Raw genomic sequence first — 17,903 nt, 5'->3', positions numbered from 1 at the left:
CGGGCGCGGCGGACTATAGCGATCGGCGAGGGCCGGTCAATCTCGCGTGAACACTCGTTGATGTAACGTCCGCCCCATGGACGGGCGCACGCGCGCCCGCTAAGGGGCGGCGATGTTCGAACGACTTTATCTCTGGACGCTCTCGCTCGCCGCGCGCCGCAGTGCGCAGGCCTGGCTCGCCGTCGTCGCTTTCATCGAGAGCTCCTTCTTCCTGATTCCAGCCGATGTGCTGTTCGTGCCGATGGCGCTGGCCAAGCCCGAGCGAGCCTACCGCCTTGCCTTGATCGCGACCGCCTTCTCGACCCTCGGCGGCATTGCCGGCTACGCGCTCGGCTATTATGCCTTCGATGCACTGGCGCGGCCGGTGCTCGCCTTCTACGGCAAGCTCGACGCTTTCGAGCAATTGCGCGCCTGTGCCGGCCCCGACACGACGCTGATCCTGTTGACCACCTCCGGCCTGGCGCATCTGCCGCCGATCAAGGTGGTGACCATCCTGGCCGGCGCCGTCCATATTGGGCTCGGCTTCTTCGTGCTCTCCTGCGTGCTCGCGCGCGGCGCCCGTTTCTTCGCGCTCGCCTTCCTACTGCGCCGCTATGGCGAGACGATCCGGCATTTCATCGAGAAGCGGCTGAAGCTGATCGCGCTCGGCGGCGCGGCCCTCCTGATCCTGCTCTATTTCGGCCTCAAGCTGCTGACAGGCTCGGGCCAGCTCCTCTCCTGCTGAGTACCGCCATGACCGGCTTTGTCCCGCGCCTCCTCGCCGATCCCCGCCGCCTGATCGGGCTGATCGGGCTCGCAAGCCTCGCTCTGATCGCCGGCGCCTGGTTCTTCGAGCTGGTTCTGCACCTGCGGCCCTGCAAGCTCTGCCTCGAGCAGCGAGCGCCGCACTACGCCGCGATCGGACTTGCCGCGTTCGCTCTGGTCTTCGCCCGCTCGCACCGGCTGCAGATCGCCGCGCTGATCGGCCTGGCGCTGCTGATGGCCTGGAGCACCGGGCTCGGTGTCTATCACTCCGGCGTCGAATGGGGCGTCTTCGCCGGTCCCAATGATTGCGGCGGAACGCCGGCTCCGGCGGCAGCCGGCGTCCAGGATTTGATGAAGCAGCTCCAGACGACCCGGATCGTTTCCTGCACGGAAGCCGCCTGGCGCTTCCTCGGCCTCTCCCTCGCCGGCTGGAACGCCCTGGCCTCGCTGGGCCTGCTGCTGGCGGCGCTGTTTGGACTTAAGAGCGCGCTGAGAGTGACTGGCGGTTCGCCAGCGTGAGTCGATTGGCGTGATCGCCGAGAACCGGCGCGCAGCGGACTAATGTCCGTGAGCACCGGAAGCGCAGGCGGTCGCGTCAAGCGGCCGCGCTGGTAGAACCGAGAGCCGCTCTCAGGGCTCGAGCTCGGAATCCCAGTAGAGATAATCGAGCCAGCTCTCGTGCAGATAGTTCGGCGGGAACAGCTTGCCGTTGCGATGCAGGTCGTTGATCGACGGCGCGAACGGCTTTTGCGTCGGGATCATCCCGACCGCGGCCGGCATCTTGTCACCCTTCATCAGATTGCAGGGCGAGCAGGCCGCGACGACGTTTTCCCAGGTGGTGAGCCCGCCCTTGGAGCGCGGCACGACATGGTCGAAGGTCAGTTCCTCGCGCGTGCCGCAATACTGGCAGGCGAATCGGTCGCGCAGGAAGACGTTGAAGCGGGTGAAGGCCGGGGTGCGCGACGGCTTGATGTAGGTCTTGAGCGAGACGACCGAGGGCAGCTTCATGTTGAAGCTCGGGCTGTGCACTACGGTGTCGTATTCGGAGACGATGTTGACGCGGTCCATGAAGACCGCCTTGATCGCGTCCTGCCAGCTCCACAGCGAAAGCGGATAGTAGCTCAGCGGCCTGAAATCGGCGTTGAGCACCAGCGCCGGACAACCGTCCGGCGAGGCCATCGGATGCATAACATGCGCCGTCACCCGTATCGCGCCTCCGCCTGCTGGGCCGCACGAATCCCGTAACGCATCAATGTAAGCGCGAGACGACAGGAATGTGAAGCCGCGATGATGCGGACGATGAGTGGGCGTCAGCCGTCATTCCCGGGCGCAGCGAAGCGCAGCCCCAGGAATCTCGTGCAGAAAAAGGAACTGGATTCCGGGATGCTCGGCTCAAAGCCGAGCATGACGTGCGGATATCAACGCGTCGGAACGGGCTTCTCGCCGCGATAATCGTAGAAGCCGCGCCCGGCCTTGCGGCCGAGCCAACCGGCCTCGACATATTTCACCAGCAGCGGGCAGGGCCGGTATTTCGAATCGGCCAGCCCGTCATGCAGCACCTGCATCACCGACAGGCAGGTGTCGAGACCGATGAAATCGGCGAGCTGGAGCGGACCCATCGGGTGATTCGCGCCGAGCTTCATCGCCGTGTCGATCGCCTCGACCGAGCCGACGCCCTCATAGAGCGTGTAGACGGCCTCGTTGATCATCGGCAGCAGGATGCGGTTGACGATGAAGGCCGGAAAGTCCTCCGAAACCGACGCCGTCTTGTGCAGCTTGGCGACGAAGTCCTTGGCGAGCTCGAAGGTGTGGTCGTCGGTGGCGATGCCGCGGATCAGCTCGACGAGCTGCATCAGCGGCACCGGGTTCATGAAATGGATACCGATGAAGCGCTCGGGCCGGTCAGTCGCCGCGGCGAGCCGCGTGATCGAGATCGAGGAGGTGTTCGAAGCGAGGAGGGCGTCGGGCCGCAGATAGGGGCAGACGGCGGTGAAGATCTTGCGCTTGACCTCCTCGCTCTCGGTCGCGGCCTCGATCACGAGGTCGCAAGCGCCCAATCCCTCCAAAGTCGGCGCCGCAGTGATCCGGCTCATCGCCGCGCGACGCTCCTCGTCGGCGATCGCGCCCTTCGACACCTGGCGGGCCATGTTGCCGTCGATCGTCGCCAGCGCCGCATTGATGCGCTCCTCGGCAACGTCGTGCAGCTTGATGTTGAAGCCCGCGACCGACGCGACATGGGCGATGCCGTTGCCCATCTGCCCGGCGCCGATGATGCCGACGGTCCTGATCTGTTGGTCCATGTGACGCTTCTGTTCCCGAGGGGAGCTGGCTCGGGCGGCCTCATGGCCGCCCGCAGCGCGACTTGCCTACTTGCCGGCCTTTTCGAGCTCTTTCTCGAGCTCGGGCATGATGGTGAAGAGGTCGCCGACGAGGCCGTAATCGGCGATCTGGAAGATCGGCGCCTCCTCGTCCTTGTTGATGGCGACGATGACCTTGGAGTCCTTCATGCCGGCAAGGTGCTGGATCGCGCCGGAAATGCCAACCGCGACATAGAGGTCCGGCGCCACGACCTTGCCGGTCTGGCCGACCTGCCAGTCGTTCGGGGCGTAGCCGGCGTCGACCGCGGCGCGCGAGGCGCCCATAGCCGCGCCCAACCGGTCCGCCACCGGCTCGATCACCTTGGCGAAGTTCTCGGAAGACGCGAGCGCGCGCCCGCCCGAGACGATGATCTTGGCCGAGGCCAGCTCAGGCCGGTCGGACTTGGCGACCTCCTCGCCCTTGAAGGACGAGCTGCCGGGGTTCTCTGCCGCAGCGATCGTCTCGATCGAGGCAGATGCCGCCCCGTCGCCGGTCGCCTGGAAGGAAGCGCCGCGCACGGTGATGACCTTCTTGGCATCGCCCGACTGCACCGTCTGGATGGCGTTGCCGGCATAGATCGGCCGCTCGAAGGTGTCGGCCGAGATGATCTTGGTGACTTCCGAGACCTGCATCACGTCGAGCAGCGCGGCGACGCGCGGCATCACGTTCTTGCCGGTGGTGGTGCCGGGCGCGACCAGCGCGTCATAGCCGGGCGCGAGCGAGACGATCAGCGCCGCCAGCGGCTCGGCCAGACGATGCTCATAGGCGCCGTCATCGGCGAGCAGCACCTTCTCGACACCGTCGAGCTTGGCGGCCGCTTCGGCGACCGCCTTGGCACCATGGCCGGCGACCAGCACATGCACGGGCGCGCCGAGCTGCTTGGCCGCGGTCAGAGCCTTGCGGGTGGCCTCGTTGAGGCTCTTGTTGTCGTGCTTGGCGAGCAGCAGCGTGGCCATCAGATCACCCCGGCGGTCTTGAGCTTGGAGACGAGTTCGGCGGCGCTTGCGACCTTGACACCGGCCGAGCGGCCAGCCGGCTCGGTGGTCTTCAACACCTTGAGGCGCGGCGCGATATCGACGCCGAGCGTCTCGGGCGTGGTCTCGTCGAGCGGCTTCTTCTTCGCCTTCATGATGTTGGGCAGCGAGGCATAGCGCGGCTCGTTGAGGCGCAGATCCGTGGTCACGATCGCCGGCAGCTTCAACGACACAGTCTGCAGGCCGCCATCGACCTCTCGGGTGACGTCAGCCGAACCGTCGCCGATCACGACCTTCGAGGCGAAGGTGCCCTGCGGCCAGCCGAGCAACGCCGCCAGCATCTGGCCGGTCTGGTTGCTGTCGTCGTCGATCGCCTGCTTGCCGAGGATGACGAGCTCCGGCGTCTCCTGCTCGACGATCTTCTTGAGCAGCTTGGCCACCGCCAGCGGCTCGACGGGAGCGTCGGTCTTCACCAGGATGCCGCGATCGGCGCCCATGGCGAGGCCGGTCCGGATCGTCTCGGCCGCCTGCTGGGGGCCGACCGACACGACGATCACCTCGGTCGCCTTGCCCGCTTCCTTGAGCCGCAGTGCCTCTTCGACCGCGATCTCGTCGAACGGGTTCATCGACATCTTCACATTGGCCAGCTCGACGCCTGACCCGTCACCCTTCACGCGGATCTTCACATTGAAATCGACTACCCGCTTGACGGGGACAAGAATCTTCATGGGCGCTTCACCGGTTACGGAGAGATGGATGCCGGGCCGCCCGAGACGGCGATGGTCGGCATCGCGGCTCTCGGCTGAAATGCGGACGGACCGTAGCGATGGGGATTTGGGCTTGTCAACGCCATGAAAGTCACGGCTTGCCCCGCACGACGCGGCCAAACAGACGCAGCTCGCGCCGGATCAGCAGCGGCGTCAGTGCCGCTCCGGCGCCGAGCCCGCCGAGATGTGCCCACCAGCCGACAGCGCCTTGCTGGTCGAACAGTGCCGAGAGCAGCTGGAACAGGATCCAGGCGCCGAGCGCATACATCGCCGGGATATGCAGCGGGATCCATTTGAAGGCGAGACCCCAGATCCGCACACGCGGATAGAGCATCAGATAGGAGGCGATCACGCCGGAGATCGCGCCGGATGCGCCGATCAGCGGCTGCTCCGATTCGGGGTTCATCAGCGCGTGCAACAATGCCCCGGCCATGCCGCAGAGCAGAAAGAAGACGAGGAAGCGCAGATGCCCCATCGCATCCTCGACATTGTCGCCGAAGACCCAGAGAAACAGCATGTTGCCGATCAGATGGGCGAAACTGGCGTGCAGCATGATGCCGGTCATGAGTGTCAGCCAGGGCGGCGCCCTGAGCAGCTCCGGCGGCAGTTGCGCCTCGCCGAACAGCACCGCGGGAATCGTGCCGAAGCCGGCCATGACCGCGATCTCGCTCGCCTCGCTGGTCCAGTGCATCAACATGAGCCGCAGCACGATGCAGATCGCGATCAGCGCATAGGTGACATAGGCGACGCGGATGAAGCGCATCGGCACGCCGTCATGCAGAGGCACGAACATCGGATCAGCGGTTCTGGCCGGGCGTCCAGAGCACGTCACCCCCTGCCCTGGCATTGAGGTGGCGCGAGGCGACGAAAAGGAAATCCGAGAGTCGGTTGATGAACTTCAGCGCCGGCTGGGCGACATTCTCGCCCTCGCCCTGCGACAATTCGACCATCAGCCGCTCCGCCCGGCGGCTGACCGTGCGGGCGAGATGCAAATGCGCCGCGCCGGGCGTGCCGCCCGGCAGCACGAAGGAGCGCAGCGTCCCGAGCGGCCGGTTGAGCTGGTCGATCTCGGCCTCCAGCCGGTCGACCTGCGCCTGCACGATCCTGAGCGGCTCGAAGGCAGGCTTCTCGCCGGTATCGGGCGAGGCGAGCTCGGCGCCGAGATCGAAGAGATCGTTCTGGATGCGCCCGAGCATCGCATCGAGCTCCGGGTCCTCGCTGGCACAATGCAGTCGCGCCAGGCCGATGCAGGCATTGGTCTCGTCGACCGTGCCATAGGCGGAGACGCGCAGGTCGAACTTGGCCCGGCGCGCGCCAGAAGCGAGCGCCGTGGTGCCGTCGTCGCCGGTGCGGGTGTAGATGCGATTGAGAACGACCATGCGGCAGTTATAACGTGCCGCCGCGCCGGCGGAAGGGGCATCCTCACACCATCGCCAAGGGCAAGAGTCCCGGCTCCTTCAGCGTCTCCAGCGCGATCTCCGAGCGCACCCGCGCGACGCTCTCATGTGGCAGCAGCACCTCGTTGACGAGGCGCGCCAGCTCCTTGAGGTCGCCGACCGCGACTTTCAGCATGTAGTCGGCCTCGCCGGTCAGGGCATGCGCCTCGAGCACGGCCGGCGTCAGCTTCACCAGATCGCGAAAGCGCCGGGCGTTGTCGCGCGAATGGGTGTTGAGCGCGACATGGATGAAGACGGTGACGGAGAGCCCGATCGCTTCCGGATCGATCAGCGCGCGATAGCCGCGGATGGTGCCGACGCTTTCCAGCGCCTGCCGCCGTCGCGAGACCTGGCTGGCGGAGAGGCCGACGCGCTCGGCGAGGGCGCCATTGGTCAGCGAGGCATCCTGCTGCAGGGCTTCGAGCAGGCGCCAGTCGAAAGCGTCGAGCTGCGGCATTCCGTGAGCTTTCCTGCGCTTGTGTGCACGATCTGTGCAAATTCAATCCGAGAGCACAAGATTTTGCAAACCTTTCGCCTTGCCGATGCGCGAGGATCGGTCAACCAGGCATTCTCAGGAGGACACCGCATGGGACCGTTCCCGCATGATTCAGCCCCGCCGGCCATTTCCGACGCCAACCCGATGGGCACCGACGGCTTCGAATTCGTCGAATACGCCCATCCCGAGCCCGAGAAGCTCGGCGAGCTGTTCGAGACGATGGGCTTCACCAAGGTCGCCAGGCACCGCTCCAAGAAGGTGACGCTCTATCGCCAGGGCGACGTCAATTTCATCGTCAATGCCGAGCCGGCTTCCTTCGCGCAGGGTTTCGCCGCCGAGCATGGCCCCTGCGCCTGCGCCATGGCGTTCCGCGTCGTTGATGCCAAGCACGCCTTCGAGCGCGCCGTCTCGCTCGGCGCCGAGCCCTATGAGAGCAAAGTCGGCCCCGGCGAATTGCAGATCCCGGCGGTCAAGGGCATCGGCGGCTCGCTGCTCTATTTTGTCGATCGCTATGGCGAGAAGGGCTCGATCTACGACGTCGATTTCGAATGGCTCGGCGAAACGGACCCGCACCCCGAGCAGGCCGGGATGTATTATCTCGACCACCTCACCCATAACGTCCAGCGCGGTCGCATGGACCATTGGGCCGGCTGGTATGGCGAGCTCTTCAACTTCCGCGAGATCCGCTTCTTCAACATCGAGGGCAAGCTCACCGGCTTGATCTCGCGGGCGCTGACCTCGCCCTGCGGCAAAATCCGCATCCCGATCAACGAATCCCTCGACGACAAGAGCCAGATCGAGGAGTACCTGCGCCAGTACAAGGGCGAGGGCATCCAGCATGTCGCGCTCGGCGCCCGCGACATCTACTCAAGCGTCGAGCAGCTCCGGCACAACGGCCTGCCCTTCATGCCCTCGCCGCCCGAGACCTATTACGAGAAGGTCGACGGCCGCGTGCCGAACCACGGCGAGCCGGTGCCGCGCCTGAAGGCCAATGGCATCCTGATCGACGGCGAGGGCGCGGTCGCGCTCGGCGAGAAGGCCGGGCGGATGAGCAAGGTTCTCCTCCAGATTTTCTCCGCCACCGTGGTCGGGCCGATCTTCTTCGAGTTCATTCAGCGCAAGGGTGATGACGGCTTCGGCGAGGGCAATTTCCGCGCTCTGTTCGAGTCGATCGAGGAAGATCAGATCCGCCGCGGCGTGCTGAAGCCGCAGGCGGCGGAGTAGGGTTGTTCGTCATTCCGGGGCAGCGCGAAGCGCTGAGCCCGGAATCCGTGAACACGACGGCAGCCAGGAAAGCGCCCGTCGTCGTGGCTCGTTCGGCAGCAAGAGCGGATATGGATTCCGGGCGCGCCGCTGCGCGGCGTCCCGGAAAGACGGCGGGCCCTCAAGCCGCCAGCCGCGGCCCCGCCATCGCCTCGCGCAGAGCCTGCGCGAAATGACGCGCCGCGACGCCGGCCTGCGGCGCGATCACCAGTGCGACCGAGAGCTCGAACAGCGAGGGCAGATTCTCGGACGGCTCGAGCCGGCGCAGGGACGCCGGCGCGGCGCTCTCGGTGATCGCGGTGACACACAGGCCCGCCTCCACGGCCGAGAGCAAGCCCGCCATGTGCGATGACGAGAACACCAGCCGGTGCGCTCGCTCCGCCGCCTGCAACGCATTCAGGATGCGCGGACGGGCCCGGCAACCCTCGTTGAACAGGCCGAGCGGCAGCACTTCGCTGAGCTCGGGTCGGTGGCCACGGGCCGCAACCCAGACCAGCGGCTCGCGCCTGAGGCGCTCGCCCTTCGGCCGGCCGGGGTCCTGCGTGATCACAGCAAGGTCGAGCTCGCCTGCCGCCACCGCCGGCTCGATCCGTTTCGAGAGCTCGCAATGCACCTCGATCTCGACGCGCGGATGCTCCTCGGCGAAGCGCACGATCAGCGGGCGCAGATAAGCATCGACATAGTCGTCCGGCAGGCCGATCCGCAGGCGGCCAACGGCCTTGTCGCCCTCGAGCTCGGCCCGCGCCTCGCGTTCGATCGCAAGCAGGCGGCGGGCCTGGGCGAGCAATCGCTCGCCCGCCTCGGTCGGCGTGACACCGCGGCGCGAGCGTTCCAGCAGCTGCTTGCCGAGCGTGGCCTCCAGATCCTGGATGCGGCCCGACACCGCCGACTGCGTGCGTCCGAGCTTTTGGCCAGCCGCCGTGAAGCCGCCGGTCTCGGCGACGGCAACGAGCATGGCGAGTGCATCCAGATCGAGATGGGTCGACATCACCGCTCCAACGGAAATAGTGATAGATAAATCAAAATAATCCGTTTTTCCGATTACCGGAAGGGCTCTATGCTCAAGGCAATCGAACAGCCCTCATCCTGAGGAGCGATCGCAGATCGCGCCTCCTCAGGATGAGGGCTGTGGAATTCACGCCCGAAAGCCCAATCCATGTCCGCCTCGAGCCTTGCCGTGCCAGATCGTCCCACCACGCCAGCGCTCGCCATGTTCCTGGCGCTGCTGCTCGGCGCAACCTGCATCGGCTTCTCCGGCATCTTCGTGCGCTTCGCCGATGTCGGCCCGGCCGCGGCCGGCTTCTGGCGCATGGCCTTCGCCCTGCCGGTGCTCGCTGCCTGGATGGCGCTGGAGGATCGCGGCGGCAACGCGGATGGCGTCCGGTCCGGCGCCATGCTGCCGATCGCGCTTGCCGGCCTCGCCTTCGGCGTCGATGTCGTTCTCTACAATGCCTCGATCGGCTTCACCTCGATTGCCAATGCCTCGCTGCTCGGCAACCTCTCGCCGGTCGGCGTCATCCTCGGCGGCTGGCTGCTGTTCCGCGAAAAGCCGACGCGGCGCATCCTCGGCGCGCTGCTGCTCGCCGTCGGCGGCGCCGGCCTGCTGGTGCTGCCGAAACTGTCGGGAAGCGCAGTGACGCCGCTCTCGGGCGGCGGCCTGTTCGGGGACGGTCTCGCCATCGGCGCCGCCTTCTCCTACGCGGCCTACATCCTCGCCGTGCGCCGTGCCCGCAACCGCGCTGCCGCCGGCCGCATCAGCCTGATTTCCAGCGCGATCTGCGCCGTGTTCTGCCTCGTTGCCGCGCTCGGCCTTGGCGAAACCATCCTGCCGCAGAGCCTGACCGGCTGGCTCGCCGTCGCCGCGCTCGGGCTGGTCTCGCATGCCATGGGCCAGGGCCTGATCACGCTGGCGCTCGGCCACTACGGGGCGAACGCCGCCTCGCTGGTCATGGTCTGGCCGGCGCTGGTCTCGGTGCTGGCCGCCTGGGCGATCTTCGCCGAGCAGCCCTCGCCCGCCCAGGCGTTCGGCGGTGTCGCGATCCTGGCGGCAGTGCTGATGGTGCGGAAGGGGTAACCAAGAGCGCTATTCCATTAACTTATACCAATCTCTTATCGCGAGCTTAAGGCGAATAGCCTCTTCCTCCGGTAAGAGATTGCAATGAGCGATAGGACCGCGAACAAGATTCAGTCTATTGATAAGACGTAAAACACGATTCCTCGTCGCATTCGAAAACATACCTGAAAAAATTTCCCAATTTTCTTTAACTATTTCTCCTAATTCTCCAAAAGTTGAATAATCAATCATTCGATCAGATCTCGGTGGAAGACCCTCAGCGGCCTCTCGATCATAATTCTTTTGAACGTTGTCACGAACGAATTGAGGAACAGCGACTCCCCACCAATCATCTCCAAAACTTTCTATCAGCGTCGACTCAATAAGGTCACGAATATCGTTCTCAAGGGCGTAGAAGAGCATATAGAATTCACTCATCCGCTTCGCATTTACTAAAACCTTAAAATCGACCTGCTTGAGATAATCAGAGACAAGGGAATCGGCCTGCGCTTCAAGCGCACCTCTAGAATTTCCAATATTCTCTGCGTTGAATATCTGCCGTAAGCTGCGTGTCATCGCAGCGTTTTTCAGAACGAAAAGTTCTATATCTCGCTCTTCCGTCATCGCAAGAGATTTTCCCGAAGGCTTTTAAAAATCGCATTAAAAACAGAAATATTATCTGTTTCTGGTAGAACAATATTTATCTGATAGGACAGACCTATACTCTTAAATGAACTAGATTCTATTTTCTGATCCACCTGCCCCACATCAACTTGATCATCTGACTCGGTCCTAAGATTGTTAGGCGCGGTCGCAGAGACATCGCCAGATACAAACCCGCGAACGGCCTCAAAAGTTGCATACATCAATCGAACGATATTATCATTCTTTTTGAGGCCCGTTATTTCAACGATTACATCCTTTACTGCAGCTTCTTCTGCTTTATAAATATATTCATTTCGCCGAAACAATTCACCAAAAGAGTTCTTTAAGCCCTCATACGCGGCTTGAGAACGGCCTCCATCAGTCTTAAATTTTGAATACAGAAGAGTCGGAGCTGCATCCGATCCGATAAATTGCATTTTCTTAAGAAAAGGAGGAACCTCTCTCGCAGATCCTCCTGTTAGTTTTAAGACAGTTGCCATATAGTTAGCACTAAATTTATCTGGCCGCTCAGCTTGAACAATGATTTCGAGCGCTTTCTTCAGAACTCCAGGAGATGTTACGTATGGTATACCTCCCTTGATCTCGCGACGGCCAGGTTTATCTTTTATTTCTTTCGTCGACGGAGCAATCTCTCCGCTGCTCACTCCCGCAGCTTTGCCAGCTTCCTCAACCATGAAGCGTCCTCCCCCAACCTAAAGTAGCTGATACCTCTGGAGACACAAGTAGGCAGCACGTTTTTGGAAGGCACAGAGACGCAGCGTGATCCCAAAATATTATTCAGATGATAGTTTTCGAGTATGTATAGAACCAAATAATCGGGCAATTGATTTTCGAAGAAATCTTATCTGTGAGAGTCGATCAGAGCTCATAGCGGTTATCAACTCCTCATATTGTAGCGCAGGATCACCGTTCCGTTCTTGAGCGGGCGGCTCTCCAGCAGATCGAGCCTCTGGCGCTCGCCATCGGCCTTGAAGAACGGCGTGCCCGCGCCGAGCCGAACCGGCACCACCGCGAGCATCAACTCGTCGATCTGCCTCTCCCTCAGCAGCGTATCGATCAGCTCGGCGCTGCCGAAGACCAGGACGTCCTTGCCCGGAGCAGCCCGCAGCCTGGCGATCTCGGCTGTGATGTCGGCGGTGACGCGGGTGTTGTTCCAGTCCGAGCTCTGAACGCTGCGCGAGGCGACCAGCTTGGGCAGCGCGTTCATGTAGCGCGTGACCTCGCCGTCCTCGGCGGTGGCGCCGGTCCAGTACGCCTTCATCCCGTCATGAGTGACACGGCCGAAGACAAGGCATTGGGCGCGCTGGCCGAACTCCTTGCTGAGCGCGTCGAGCTCGTCGCCCCAGGCTTCGTTGTGGAACGAGAGATCCCACTTCTCCGTGCCCTCGAAGTAGCCGTCGAGAGTCACGAGGTTCCAGGCGATCACCTTGGCCATCACATCCTCCATGCAGCGCCACTTCGACGCCGTCAAAACCGCTTGCGATTTGCAAGCAGTTGGCTTCTAGCGAAACCGATTGTAGAATGCAAGCGGTTTTGGAGATGCACATGCGAGAGACCGGCCGCTCGGGCTGCCCGATCAATCTGACCCTGGAAATCCTCGGGGATCGCTGGAGCCTGATCGTCCTGCGCGACATGATGTTCGGCAATCGCCGACATTTTCGCGAATTACTGGCAAAATCGGACGAGGGCATCGCCTCGAACATCCTCGCCGACCGACTGAAGCGACTGCTCGAGAACGGCCTGATCTCGCGCCGTGACGACGCCAGCCATAAGCAGAAGGGCATCTACAGCCTGACCGAGATGGGGATCTCGCTGGTGCCGGTCTTCGCGGCCATGGCCGACTGGGGCCGGCGTTTCCTGCCGGTGACGCCGGAGATGTCGATCCGCGCCGAGATCCTCGCCGAGGGCGGGCCAGTGCTCTGGCAGAAGTTCATGTCGGAGCTGCGCTTTCTCCATCTCGACGCGCCGCGGCCGGTGCACTCCGTGCTCGACGAGCTGACTGCGGCCTATCGCGATGCCGTGGAGCGCAAGCACGCGGCCGAAAGCGAGCCGGCCGGCGTGTGAAGGCTCCAGCCCCGGCGAAGCCATCCTTATTTTCTGCCGCGATCGATCAAAACCGCTCCTGAGACGTTTAGCCGGCAGGAGGGACGATCATGACAGGACATCACCTGGCGAAGGCGCTCGCCGCGGCGGCGCTCCTGATCCTGGCGCAGCCGGGAGCCGCCGAGCAGGAGGCCGATAGCGGCGAAGCGGGCTTCCTCAGCTCGCTGGAAGGCCGCTTCAGCGGCAATGGCACGCTCCAGAACGCCGGCGGCAGCAGCCGTTCGCTGAAGTGTGAGTTCAATGGCGACCAGGAAGGCTCGCGCCTGAGCCTCGACGGCAGCTGCACCACCGCGGCCATCCTCAGCGCCACCATCAAGATCGAGCTGCGCCACGATCCGAAGACCGGCCGCTATGCCGGCACCTTCAAGGAGAGCACCGGCACAGTCGCGAACCTCGCCGGCACGCGGCAGGGCCAGCGGCTGACGCTCGCCTTCAACGAGACGGCAGAAAGCGTCCGCCCAAATCCGCCCGCGACCCTGACGATCTCCCGCCAGCAGGATGGTGTGGCGCTGACCCTGCGTGGCAGCCAGCCAGGCCAGGGACAGAACCTCGATCTGTCACTGCGGGAGAATTGACCGCCAATTAAAAAGGGCCTGCCCTGAGGCAGACCCTTGGTTCTCACTCCGCCGCCAGTCTCGGCGGCGGCAGCTTGCCGGCCATCGCCTTGGCGGCGGCCTCGCCCGGCGTCTCCTCCTCGCGGATCGCTTCCCACTGGCTCTCATCCTCGGCCTTGCCGAGGAAGCGGCCAAAAATCCAGCCAGTGAGCCGGCCGAGATCGTCCATCACCACATAGAAGGACGGTACGAAGACGAGGGAGAGCACGGTCGAGACGAGCAGCCCGCCGATCACCGCGATCGCCATCGGCGCGCGGAACTCGCCGCCATCGCCGACGCCATAGGCGGACGGGAGCATGCCGGCGGCCATGGCGATCGTGGTCATCACGATCGGCCGCGCCCGCTTGTGCCCTGCCTCCAGCAGCGCCGTCAGCCGGTCCTTCCCGCGCGCGACCTCCTCGACCGCGAAGTCGACGAGCATGATCGCGTTCTTGGTGACGATGCCCATCAGCATCAGCAGGCCGATATAGACCGGCATCGAGACCGGGTTGTGCGTGGCGAGCAGCGCGATGACCACGCCGCCAAAGGAGAGCGGCAGCGAGAGCAGGATGGTGATCGGCTGGAAGACCGAGCCGAACAGCAGGATCAGCACGGCGAGCACCAGCATCAGGCCGGTGGTCATCGCGGTGATGAAGCCCTCGACCACCTCGCCCTGGATCTCGGCGTCGCCGGTGGCGGCGATGCGCACGCCCTCGGGCAGGCCGACCTCCTTGACGATCTCCTGGAATTTCTCCTGCGCCGTGCCAAGCTCGAAGCCGCGCTTCAGGTCGGCGCCGATGGCGGCGCGGCGGACGCGGTCATAGCGGTCGATCGAGGACGGGCCCTCGCCGAAGCCGATCTCGGCGACGGCGGTAAGCGGGATCGAGACGCCAGCGGTATTGGTCACGCGCAACGCCGCGATGTTGCGGATATCGGTGCGGGCCTGCTCGTCGAGCTGGACGCGGATCGGCACCAGCCGGTCGCCGGCGTTGAACTTGGCGAGGTTGGGGCCGATGTCACCGATGGTGGCAACCCGCAGCGCCTCCGAGATCGCCTCGGGCGTGACGCCGAGATTGGCGGCCTGCTCCAGCTTCGGCGTGACGCGCATCTCCGGCCGGCTCAGCGAACCGGCGGTTGCGACGTTGAGATAGCCGTCGACCTGGCGCATGCGCGCCTCGATCTTCGCCACGGTCTCGTCGAGCGCATCGCCGTCCTTGGACAGGATCGAGAACGCCATCTCGCGCTCGCCGCGCTCGTTGACGTACCAGGCGCGGACATCGGGCACACCAGCCAGCTTCTCGGCGATGGTGACCTTGAGCTCCTTCTGCGGGATGTCGCGCTCGGCCTTCGGCGTCAGCAGGATGAAGACGGAGGCGCGGCGGACCTCGCGCTGGCCGGTCGGCGAGGCGCCACCGAGCACGAAGACGTTCGTCACCTGCGGGATCTCGCGCAGCTTGTCGACGATCTTGTCGGTGGCGACGGTGGTGTCCTCCAGCGTCGCGCCGGGCGGCAATTCGACCGAGGCGACGATGCGGGCGGTATCCTCCTCCGGGAAGAAGCCGGTCGGCAGCAGTGCCGTCGCCTGGATCGAGATGAACAGGAAGCCGAAGCCGGCAATCAGCGTGAGATAGGCCGTATTGAACGGCAGCCTCCGCCATGTCCGCGAGCCGTCGAAGCGCGGCAAGACCGGGATACGGCGCTTCCTGAGCGAGGCTTCAAGCAGCCAGCTGTAGGCGCGCATCACGAAGCCGTCTTTGGCATCCTGGTGCTTCACCGGCTTGAACAGATAGGCCGCCATCATCGGCGTGATCAGGCGCGCCACAAGCAGGGAGAACAGCACCGCGATCGCGACCGTCAGGCCGAACTGGCGGAAATACTGGCCGGCGATGCCGCCCATGAACGAGACCGGCGCGAAGATCGCGACGATGGTCAGCGTGATCGCGATGACCGCGAGGCCAATCTCGTCGGCCGCCTCCATCGCGGCGCGATAGGGCGATTTGCCCATCTTCATGTGCCGGACGATGTTCTCGATCTCGACGATCGCGTCGTCGACGAGGATGCCGGTCACCAGGGTGATGCCGAGCAGGCTGACGAGGTTGAGCGAGAAGCCGAGGAGCTCCATCGCCCAGAAGGTCGGGATCGCCGAGAGCGGCAGCGCGATCGCGGTGATCAGCGTCGCGCGCCAGTTGCGCAGGAAGATGAAGACGACGAGCACGGCGAGCGCCGCGCCCTCCAGCAGCGTCTCCATCGCCGCCTTGTAGTTGCCATGGGTGTAGGCGACGGCGTCGTCGATCGATTTGATCGCGATCGTCGGATAGCGCTTGTTGAGATCGTCGAGCTTGGCCGCGACGACGTCCTTGACCGAGAGCTCGCTCGAGCCCTTCGAGCGGAACACGGCGAAGGAAACGACCGGCTGCTTGTTCAGCCGGCCGAAGGCACGCGGCTCGGAACTGGAATCCTCGACCCGGCCGAGCTCCTTCAGGCGCACCTCGCGTCCGCCGGTGAGCTGGATCTTGCTGTCGGCGAGCTCCGCGACAGTCTTCGCGCTGGCAAGCGTGCGGATCGCCTGCTCCTGGCCACCAACCTCGCCGCGCCCGCCGGCAAGGTCGACATTGGTGGCGCGGATCTGGCGATTGACCTCGCCGGCCGTGGTGCCAAGCGCGAGCAGCCGGTCGGGATCGAGCGAGATTCGGATCTCGCGGTCGACGCCGCCATAGCGTTCGACCCGGCCGACGCCTTTCAGCCCCTGCAATTCGCGCGAGACGACATCGTCGACATGCCAGGAAATCTGCTCCAGCGTCATGCCGGGCGAGGAGGCGCCGTAGGTCAGGATCGACTGGCCCTCGACGTCGATGCGCTGGATCACCGGTTCGTCGATGGTGCGGGGCAGCTCAGCCCTGATCTTGGCGATCGCGTCCTTGACGTCATTGACGGCACGGTCGGTGTTGGTTTCGAGCCTGAACTCGACCAGCGTCACCGAGGAGCCGTCGGTCAGCGTCGACATCACATGCTTAACGCCGGTGATGTTGGCGACCGCATCCTCGACGCGCTTCGAAACCTGGCTCTCGAGCTCCGCCGGGGCAGCGCCGGACTGGGTCACCGTCACCGAGACGAAGGGCACGTCGATGTTCGGGAAGCGCGTTACCGGCAGCTTCGAGAACGAGAGCAGCCCGAGCACGCAGAGCACGACGAAGAGCAGGATCGCCGGAACCGGCTTCCGGATCGACCAGGCGGAGAAATTGACGTTCACGCGAGGCTCCGTCAGTTCGTCGCGATCGGCGTGATCATGTCGCCGTCACGCACGAAGGTGCCGGCGCGCGCCACCACGCTTTCGCCCTCGGCGAGGCCGGACGCGATCTCGGCGCGCCCGCCGCCAATCAGGCCGAGCGTCACCTTCTTCGTCGTCACCCGGCCGTCCTTGACGGACTGCACCATCGCGCCGCCGCGTGAATAGGTGATCGCCGAAAGCGGCAGGAGGATGCTGGTCTTGCGGCCGGTCTCGATCACGCCGCGCGCGAAGGAGCCGATGGCGACCGGCGGGTTGTCGATGAGCGAGATACGCAGCCGCCCAAGCCGCGAGGCCTTGTCGACCTCGGGCGAGATCAGCCGGATCTGGCCGGTCAGCGGCTTGTCAGCGCCTGCCGGCGTGACCGCGACCGCCTGCCCGATCTTGAGATTGGGCAGCTCGACCTCGGCGACATCAGCCTCGAGCTCTATCGCGCCGTCGGCGATGATCCTGAACAGCGGCTCAGTGGCCGCCATCGTCGCCATCGCGCCGAGCCGGGCATTGCGGCGGCTGACGATGCCGGCCTTCGGCGCCTTGATCTCGGTTCGCGCCAGCTTGACCTCGATGTCGCGCCCTTGCGCCTGGGCCAGCGCCAGATCGGCCGTGGTGATCGCAAGCGCCTGCTTCATCGAGTTCAATCGCGCTTGCCCGCCCCGGGCTGCGGCGGCGCGCTGATCGAAGGTCTCGAGACTCGCATTGCCATTGTCACGCAAAGCCTTGGTCCGGTCGAAGGCATTGTTGGCCTGAACGAGATTGGCCTCGGCCTCGACGATTTGCGCCTTGGCCTGGTCGACTGCTGCCTCCGCACGCTTGATCTGCGCCTCGTTCTGGGAGCGCTGCACTTCGAGCGTGGTGCGCGACAGCCGCGCCAACACCTGGCCGGCGGCGACACGGTCGCCCTCCTCGGCGAGCAGCTCGGTGATGACGACGCCGTCGATCTCGGGCGCAACCATGATCTCGTCGCGCGCGATCATCGAGCCGGAGACGACGACGCTCTGCACGATCTCGTCGCGCTTGGCCGATGTCACCGTGATTGCAGGTCCGGCGGACGGCTGCTGGGTTGTGGCGGCGGAGGCCGGCGCCTGGGCGAAGGTCGCGCCGGGCGCGCATGCGAGCGCGATGAGCGGCAGCAGGATCAGGTTTTTGGTCGAGATGGGCATGGTC

The 17,903-nt window shown here is 64.5% G+C and carries 19 protein-coding genes; 6 read left to right on the top strand and 13 right to left on the bottom strand.

What is annotated here, in order from left to right:
• The first annotated feature begins 112 nt into the window (after positions 1–112).
• Together B6S44_RS13035 and B6S44_RS13030 are read left to right on the top strand one after the other, a co-directional pair.
• Positions 113–724 (top strand): YqaA family protein, encoded by a 612-nt coding sequence (locus B6S44_RS13035; protein ID WP_129157325.1) that lies wholly within the window; start codon positions 113–115, stop codon positions 722–724.
• A gap of 8 nt (positions 725–732) precedes the next feature.
• Complete coding sequence (locus B6S44_RS13030) at positions 733–1,263, top strand: disulfide bond formation protein B (protein WP_129157324.1); 531 nt, start codon at positions 733–735, stop codon at positions 1,261–1,263.
• A gap of 111 nt (positions 1,264–1,374) precedes the next feature.
• Here B6S44_RS13030 and B6S44_RS13025 read toward each other — a convergent pair whose 3' ends face one another.
• The 7 genes from B6S44_RS13025 to B6S44_RS12995 all read right to left on the bottom strand — a co-directional run bounded on the left by B6S44_RS13025 (position 1,375) and on the right by B6S44_RS12995 (position 6,736).
• Entirely contained in the window at positions 1,375–1,932 is a 558-nt protein-coding gene (locus tag B6S44_RS13025; protein WP_126116305.1) for an HNH endonuclease, read from the bottom strand.
• A gap of 230 nt (positions 1,933–2,162) precedes the next feature.
• Positions 2,163–3,044, bottom strand: a complete 882-nt coding sequence (locus B6S44_RS13020) for a 3-hydroxybutyryl-CoA dehydrogenase (RefSeq protein ID WP_129157323.1) — start codon at positions 3,042–3,044, stop codon at positions 2,163–2,165.
• Between the two features lie 66 nt (positions 3,045–3,110).
• A complete protein-coding gene (locus B6S44_RS13015; protein ID WP_129157322.1) occupies positions 3,111–4,058 on the bottom strand; it encodes an electron transfer flavoprotein subunit alpha/FixB family protein in 948 nt (315 codons plus the stop codon).
• Positions 4,058–4,804: an electron transfer flavoprotein subunit beta/FixA family protein gene (locus B6S44_RS13010; RefSeq protein WP_129157321.1), complete on the bottom strand. Its 747-nt coding sequence runs from the start codon at positions 4,802–4,804 to the stop codon at positions 4,058–4,060. Before B6S44_RS13010 ends, B6S44_RS13015 begins: the two co-directional genes overlap by 1 nt.
• A 130-nt stretch (positions 4,805–4,934) precedes the next feature.
• Positions 4,935–5,636: a rhomboid family intramembrane serine protease gene (locus tag B6S44_RS13005; protein ID WP_129157320.1), complete on the bottom strand. Its 702-nt coding sequence runs from the start codon at positions 5,634–5,636 to the stop codon at positions 4,935–4,937.
• Positions 5,637–5,640: 4 nt separating this feature from the next.
• Complete coding sequence (locus B6S44_RS13000) at positions 5,641–6,222, bottom strand: cob(I)yrinic acid a,c-diamide adenosyltransferase (RefSeq protein ID WP_129157319.1); 582 nt, start codon at positions 6,220–6,222, stop codon at positions 5,641–5,643.
• Between the two features lie 43 nt (positions 6,223–6,265).
• Positions 6,266–6,736, bottom strand: coding sequence for an Lrp/AsnC family transcriptional regulator (locus B6S44_RS12995; RefSeq protein WP_129157318.1), 471 nt, complete (start codon positions 6,734–6,736; stop codon positions 6,266–6,268).
• Between the two features lie 129 nt (positions 6,737–6,865).
• Between B6S44_RS12995 and hppD the strand changes: the two genes are divergently transcribed.
• Positions 6,866–7,999 (top strand): 4-hydroxyphenylpyruvate dioxygenase, encoded by a 1,134-nt coding sequence (hppD, locus tag B6S44_RS12990; protein WP_129157317.1) that lies wholly within the window; start codon positions 6,866–6,868, stop codon positions 7,997–7,999.
• 160 nt (positions 8,000–8,159) lie between these two features.
• On the opposite strand, the gene B6S44_RS12985 is transcribed toward hppD, so the two are convergent.
• Positions 8,160–9,026, bottom strand: a complete 867-nt coding sequence (locus B6S44_RS12985; protein ID WP_129157316.1) for a LysR family transcriptional regulator — start codon at positions 9,024–9,026, stop codon at positions 8,160–8,162.
• 189 nt (positions 9,027–9,215) lie between these two features.
• On the opposite strand from B6S44_RS12985, the gene B6S44_RS12980 reads away from it, so the two are divergent.
• Positions 9,216–10,112, top strand: a complete 897-nt coding sequence (locus tag B6S44_RS12980; protein ID WP_164985814.1) for a DMT family transporter — start codon at positions 9,216–9,218, stop codon at positions 10,110–10,112.
• A 9-nt stretch (positions 10,113–10,121) separates the two neighbouring features.
• Here B6S44_RS12980 and B6S44_RS12975 read toward each other — a convergent pair whose 3' ends face one another.
• The 3 genes from B6S44_RS12975 to B6S44_RS12965 form a co-directional block, all read right to left on the bottom strand.
• Positions 10,122–10,715, bottom strand: coding sequence for a Swt1 family HEPN domain-containing protein (locus tag B6S44_RS12975; RefSeq protein WP_129157314.1), 594 nt, complete (start codon positions 10,713–10,715; stop codon positions 10,122–10,124).
• Positions 10,712–11,431: a DUF5343 domain-containing protein gene (locus B6S44_RS12970; protein WP_129157313.1), complete on the bottom strand. Its 720-nt coding sequence runs from the start codon at positions 11,429–11,431 to the stop codon at positions 10,712–10,714. The genes B6S44_RS12975 and B6S44_RS12970 overlap by 4 nt, the downstream gene beginning before the upstream one ends.
• 203 nt (positions 11,432–11,634) lie before the next feature.
• Positions 11,635–12,192 (bottom strand): dihydrofolate reductase family protein, encoded by a 558-nt coding sequence (locus B6S44_RS12965; RefSeq protein ID WP_129157312.1) that lies wholly within the window; start codon positions 12,190–12,192, stop codon positions 11,635–11,637.
• Between the two features lie 110 nt (positions 12,193–12,302).
• On the opposite strand from B6S44_RS12965, the gene B6S44_RS12960 reads away from it, so the two are divergent.
• Both B6S44_RS12960 and B6S44_RS12955 read left to right on the top strand, forming a co-directional pair.
• On the top strand, positions 12,303–12,821 hold the full coding sequence (locus B6S44_RS12960) for a winged helix-turn-helix transcriptional regulator (protein ID WP_129157311.1): 519 nt from the start codon (positions 12,303–12,305) through the stop codon (positions 12,819–12,821).
• A gap of 89 nt (positions 12,822–12,910) precedes the next feature.
• Entirely contained in the window at positions 12,911–13,435 is a 525-nt protein-coding gene (locus B6S44_RS12955; RefSeq protein WP_129157310.1) for a hypothetical protein, read from the top strand.
• A gap of 43 nt (positions 13,436–13,478) precedes the next feature.
• Here B6S44_RS12955 and B6S44_RS12950 read toward each other — a convergent pair whose 3' ends face one another.
• Both B6S44_RS12950 and B6S44_RS12945 read right to left on the bottom strand, forming a co-directional pair.
• Positions 13,479–16,703: an efflux RND transporter permease subunit gene (locus B6S44_RS12950; RefSeq protein ID WP_129157309.1), complete on the bottom strand. Its 3,225-nt coding sequence runs from the start codon at positions 16,701–16,703 to the stop codon at positions 13,479–13,481.
• 11 nt (positions 16,704–16,714) lie between these two features.
• The gene (locus tag B6S44_RS12945) at positions 16,715–17,899 is read right to left on the bottom strand and encodes an efflux RND transporter periplasmic adaptor subunit (RefSeq protein WP_129157308.1); all 1,185 of its coding nucleotides are present in this window, start codon (positions 17,897–17,899) and stop codon (positions 16,715–16,717) included.
• Positions 17,900–17,903: the final 4 nt, after the last annotated feature.

The sequence above is a fragment of the Allobosea sp. Tri-44 genome (assembly GCF_004123845.1).
GTDB lineage: Bacteria > Pseudomonadota > Alphaproteobacteria > Rhizobiales > Beijerinckiaceae > Allobosea.
This window is presented reverse-complemented; position numbering and strand designations above follow the sequence as displayed.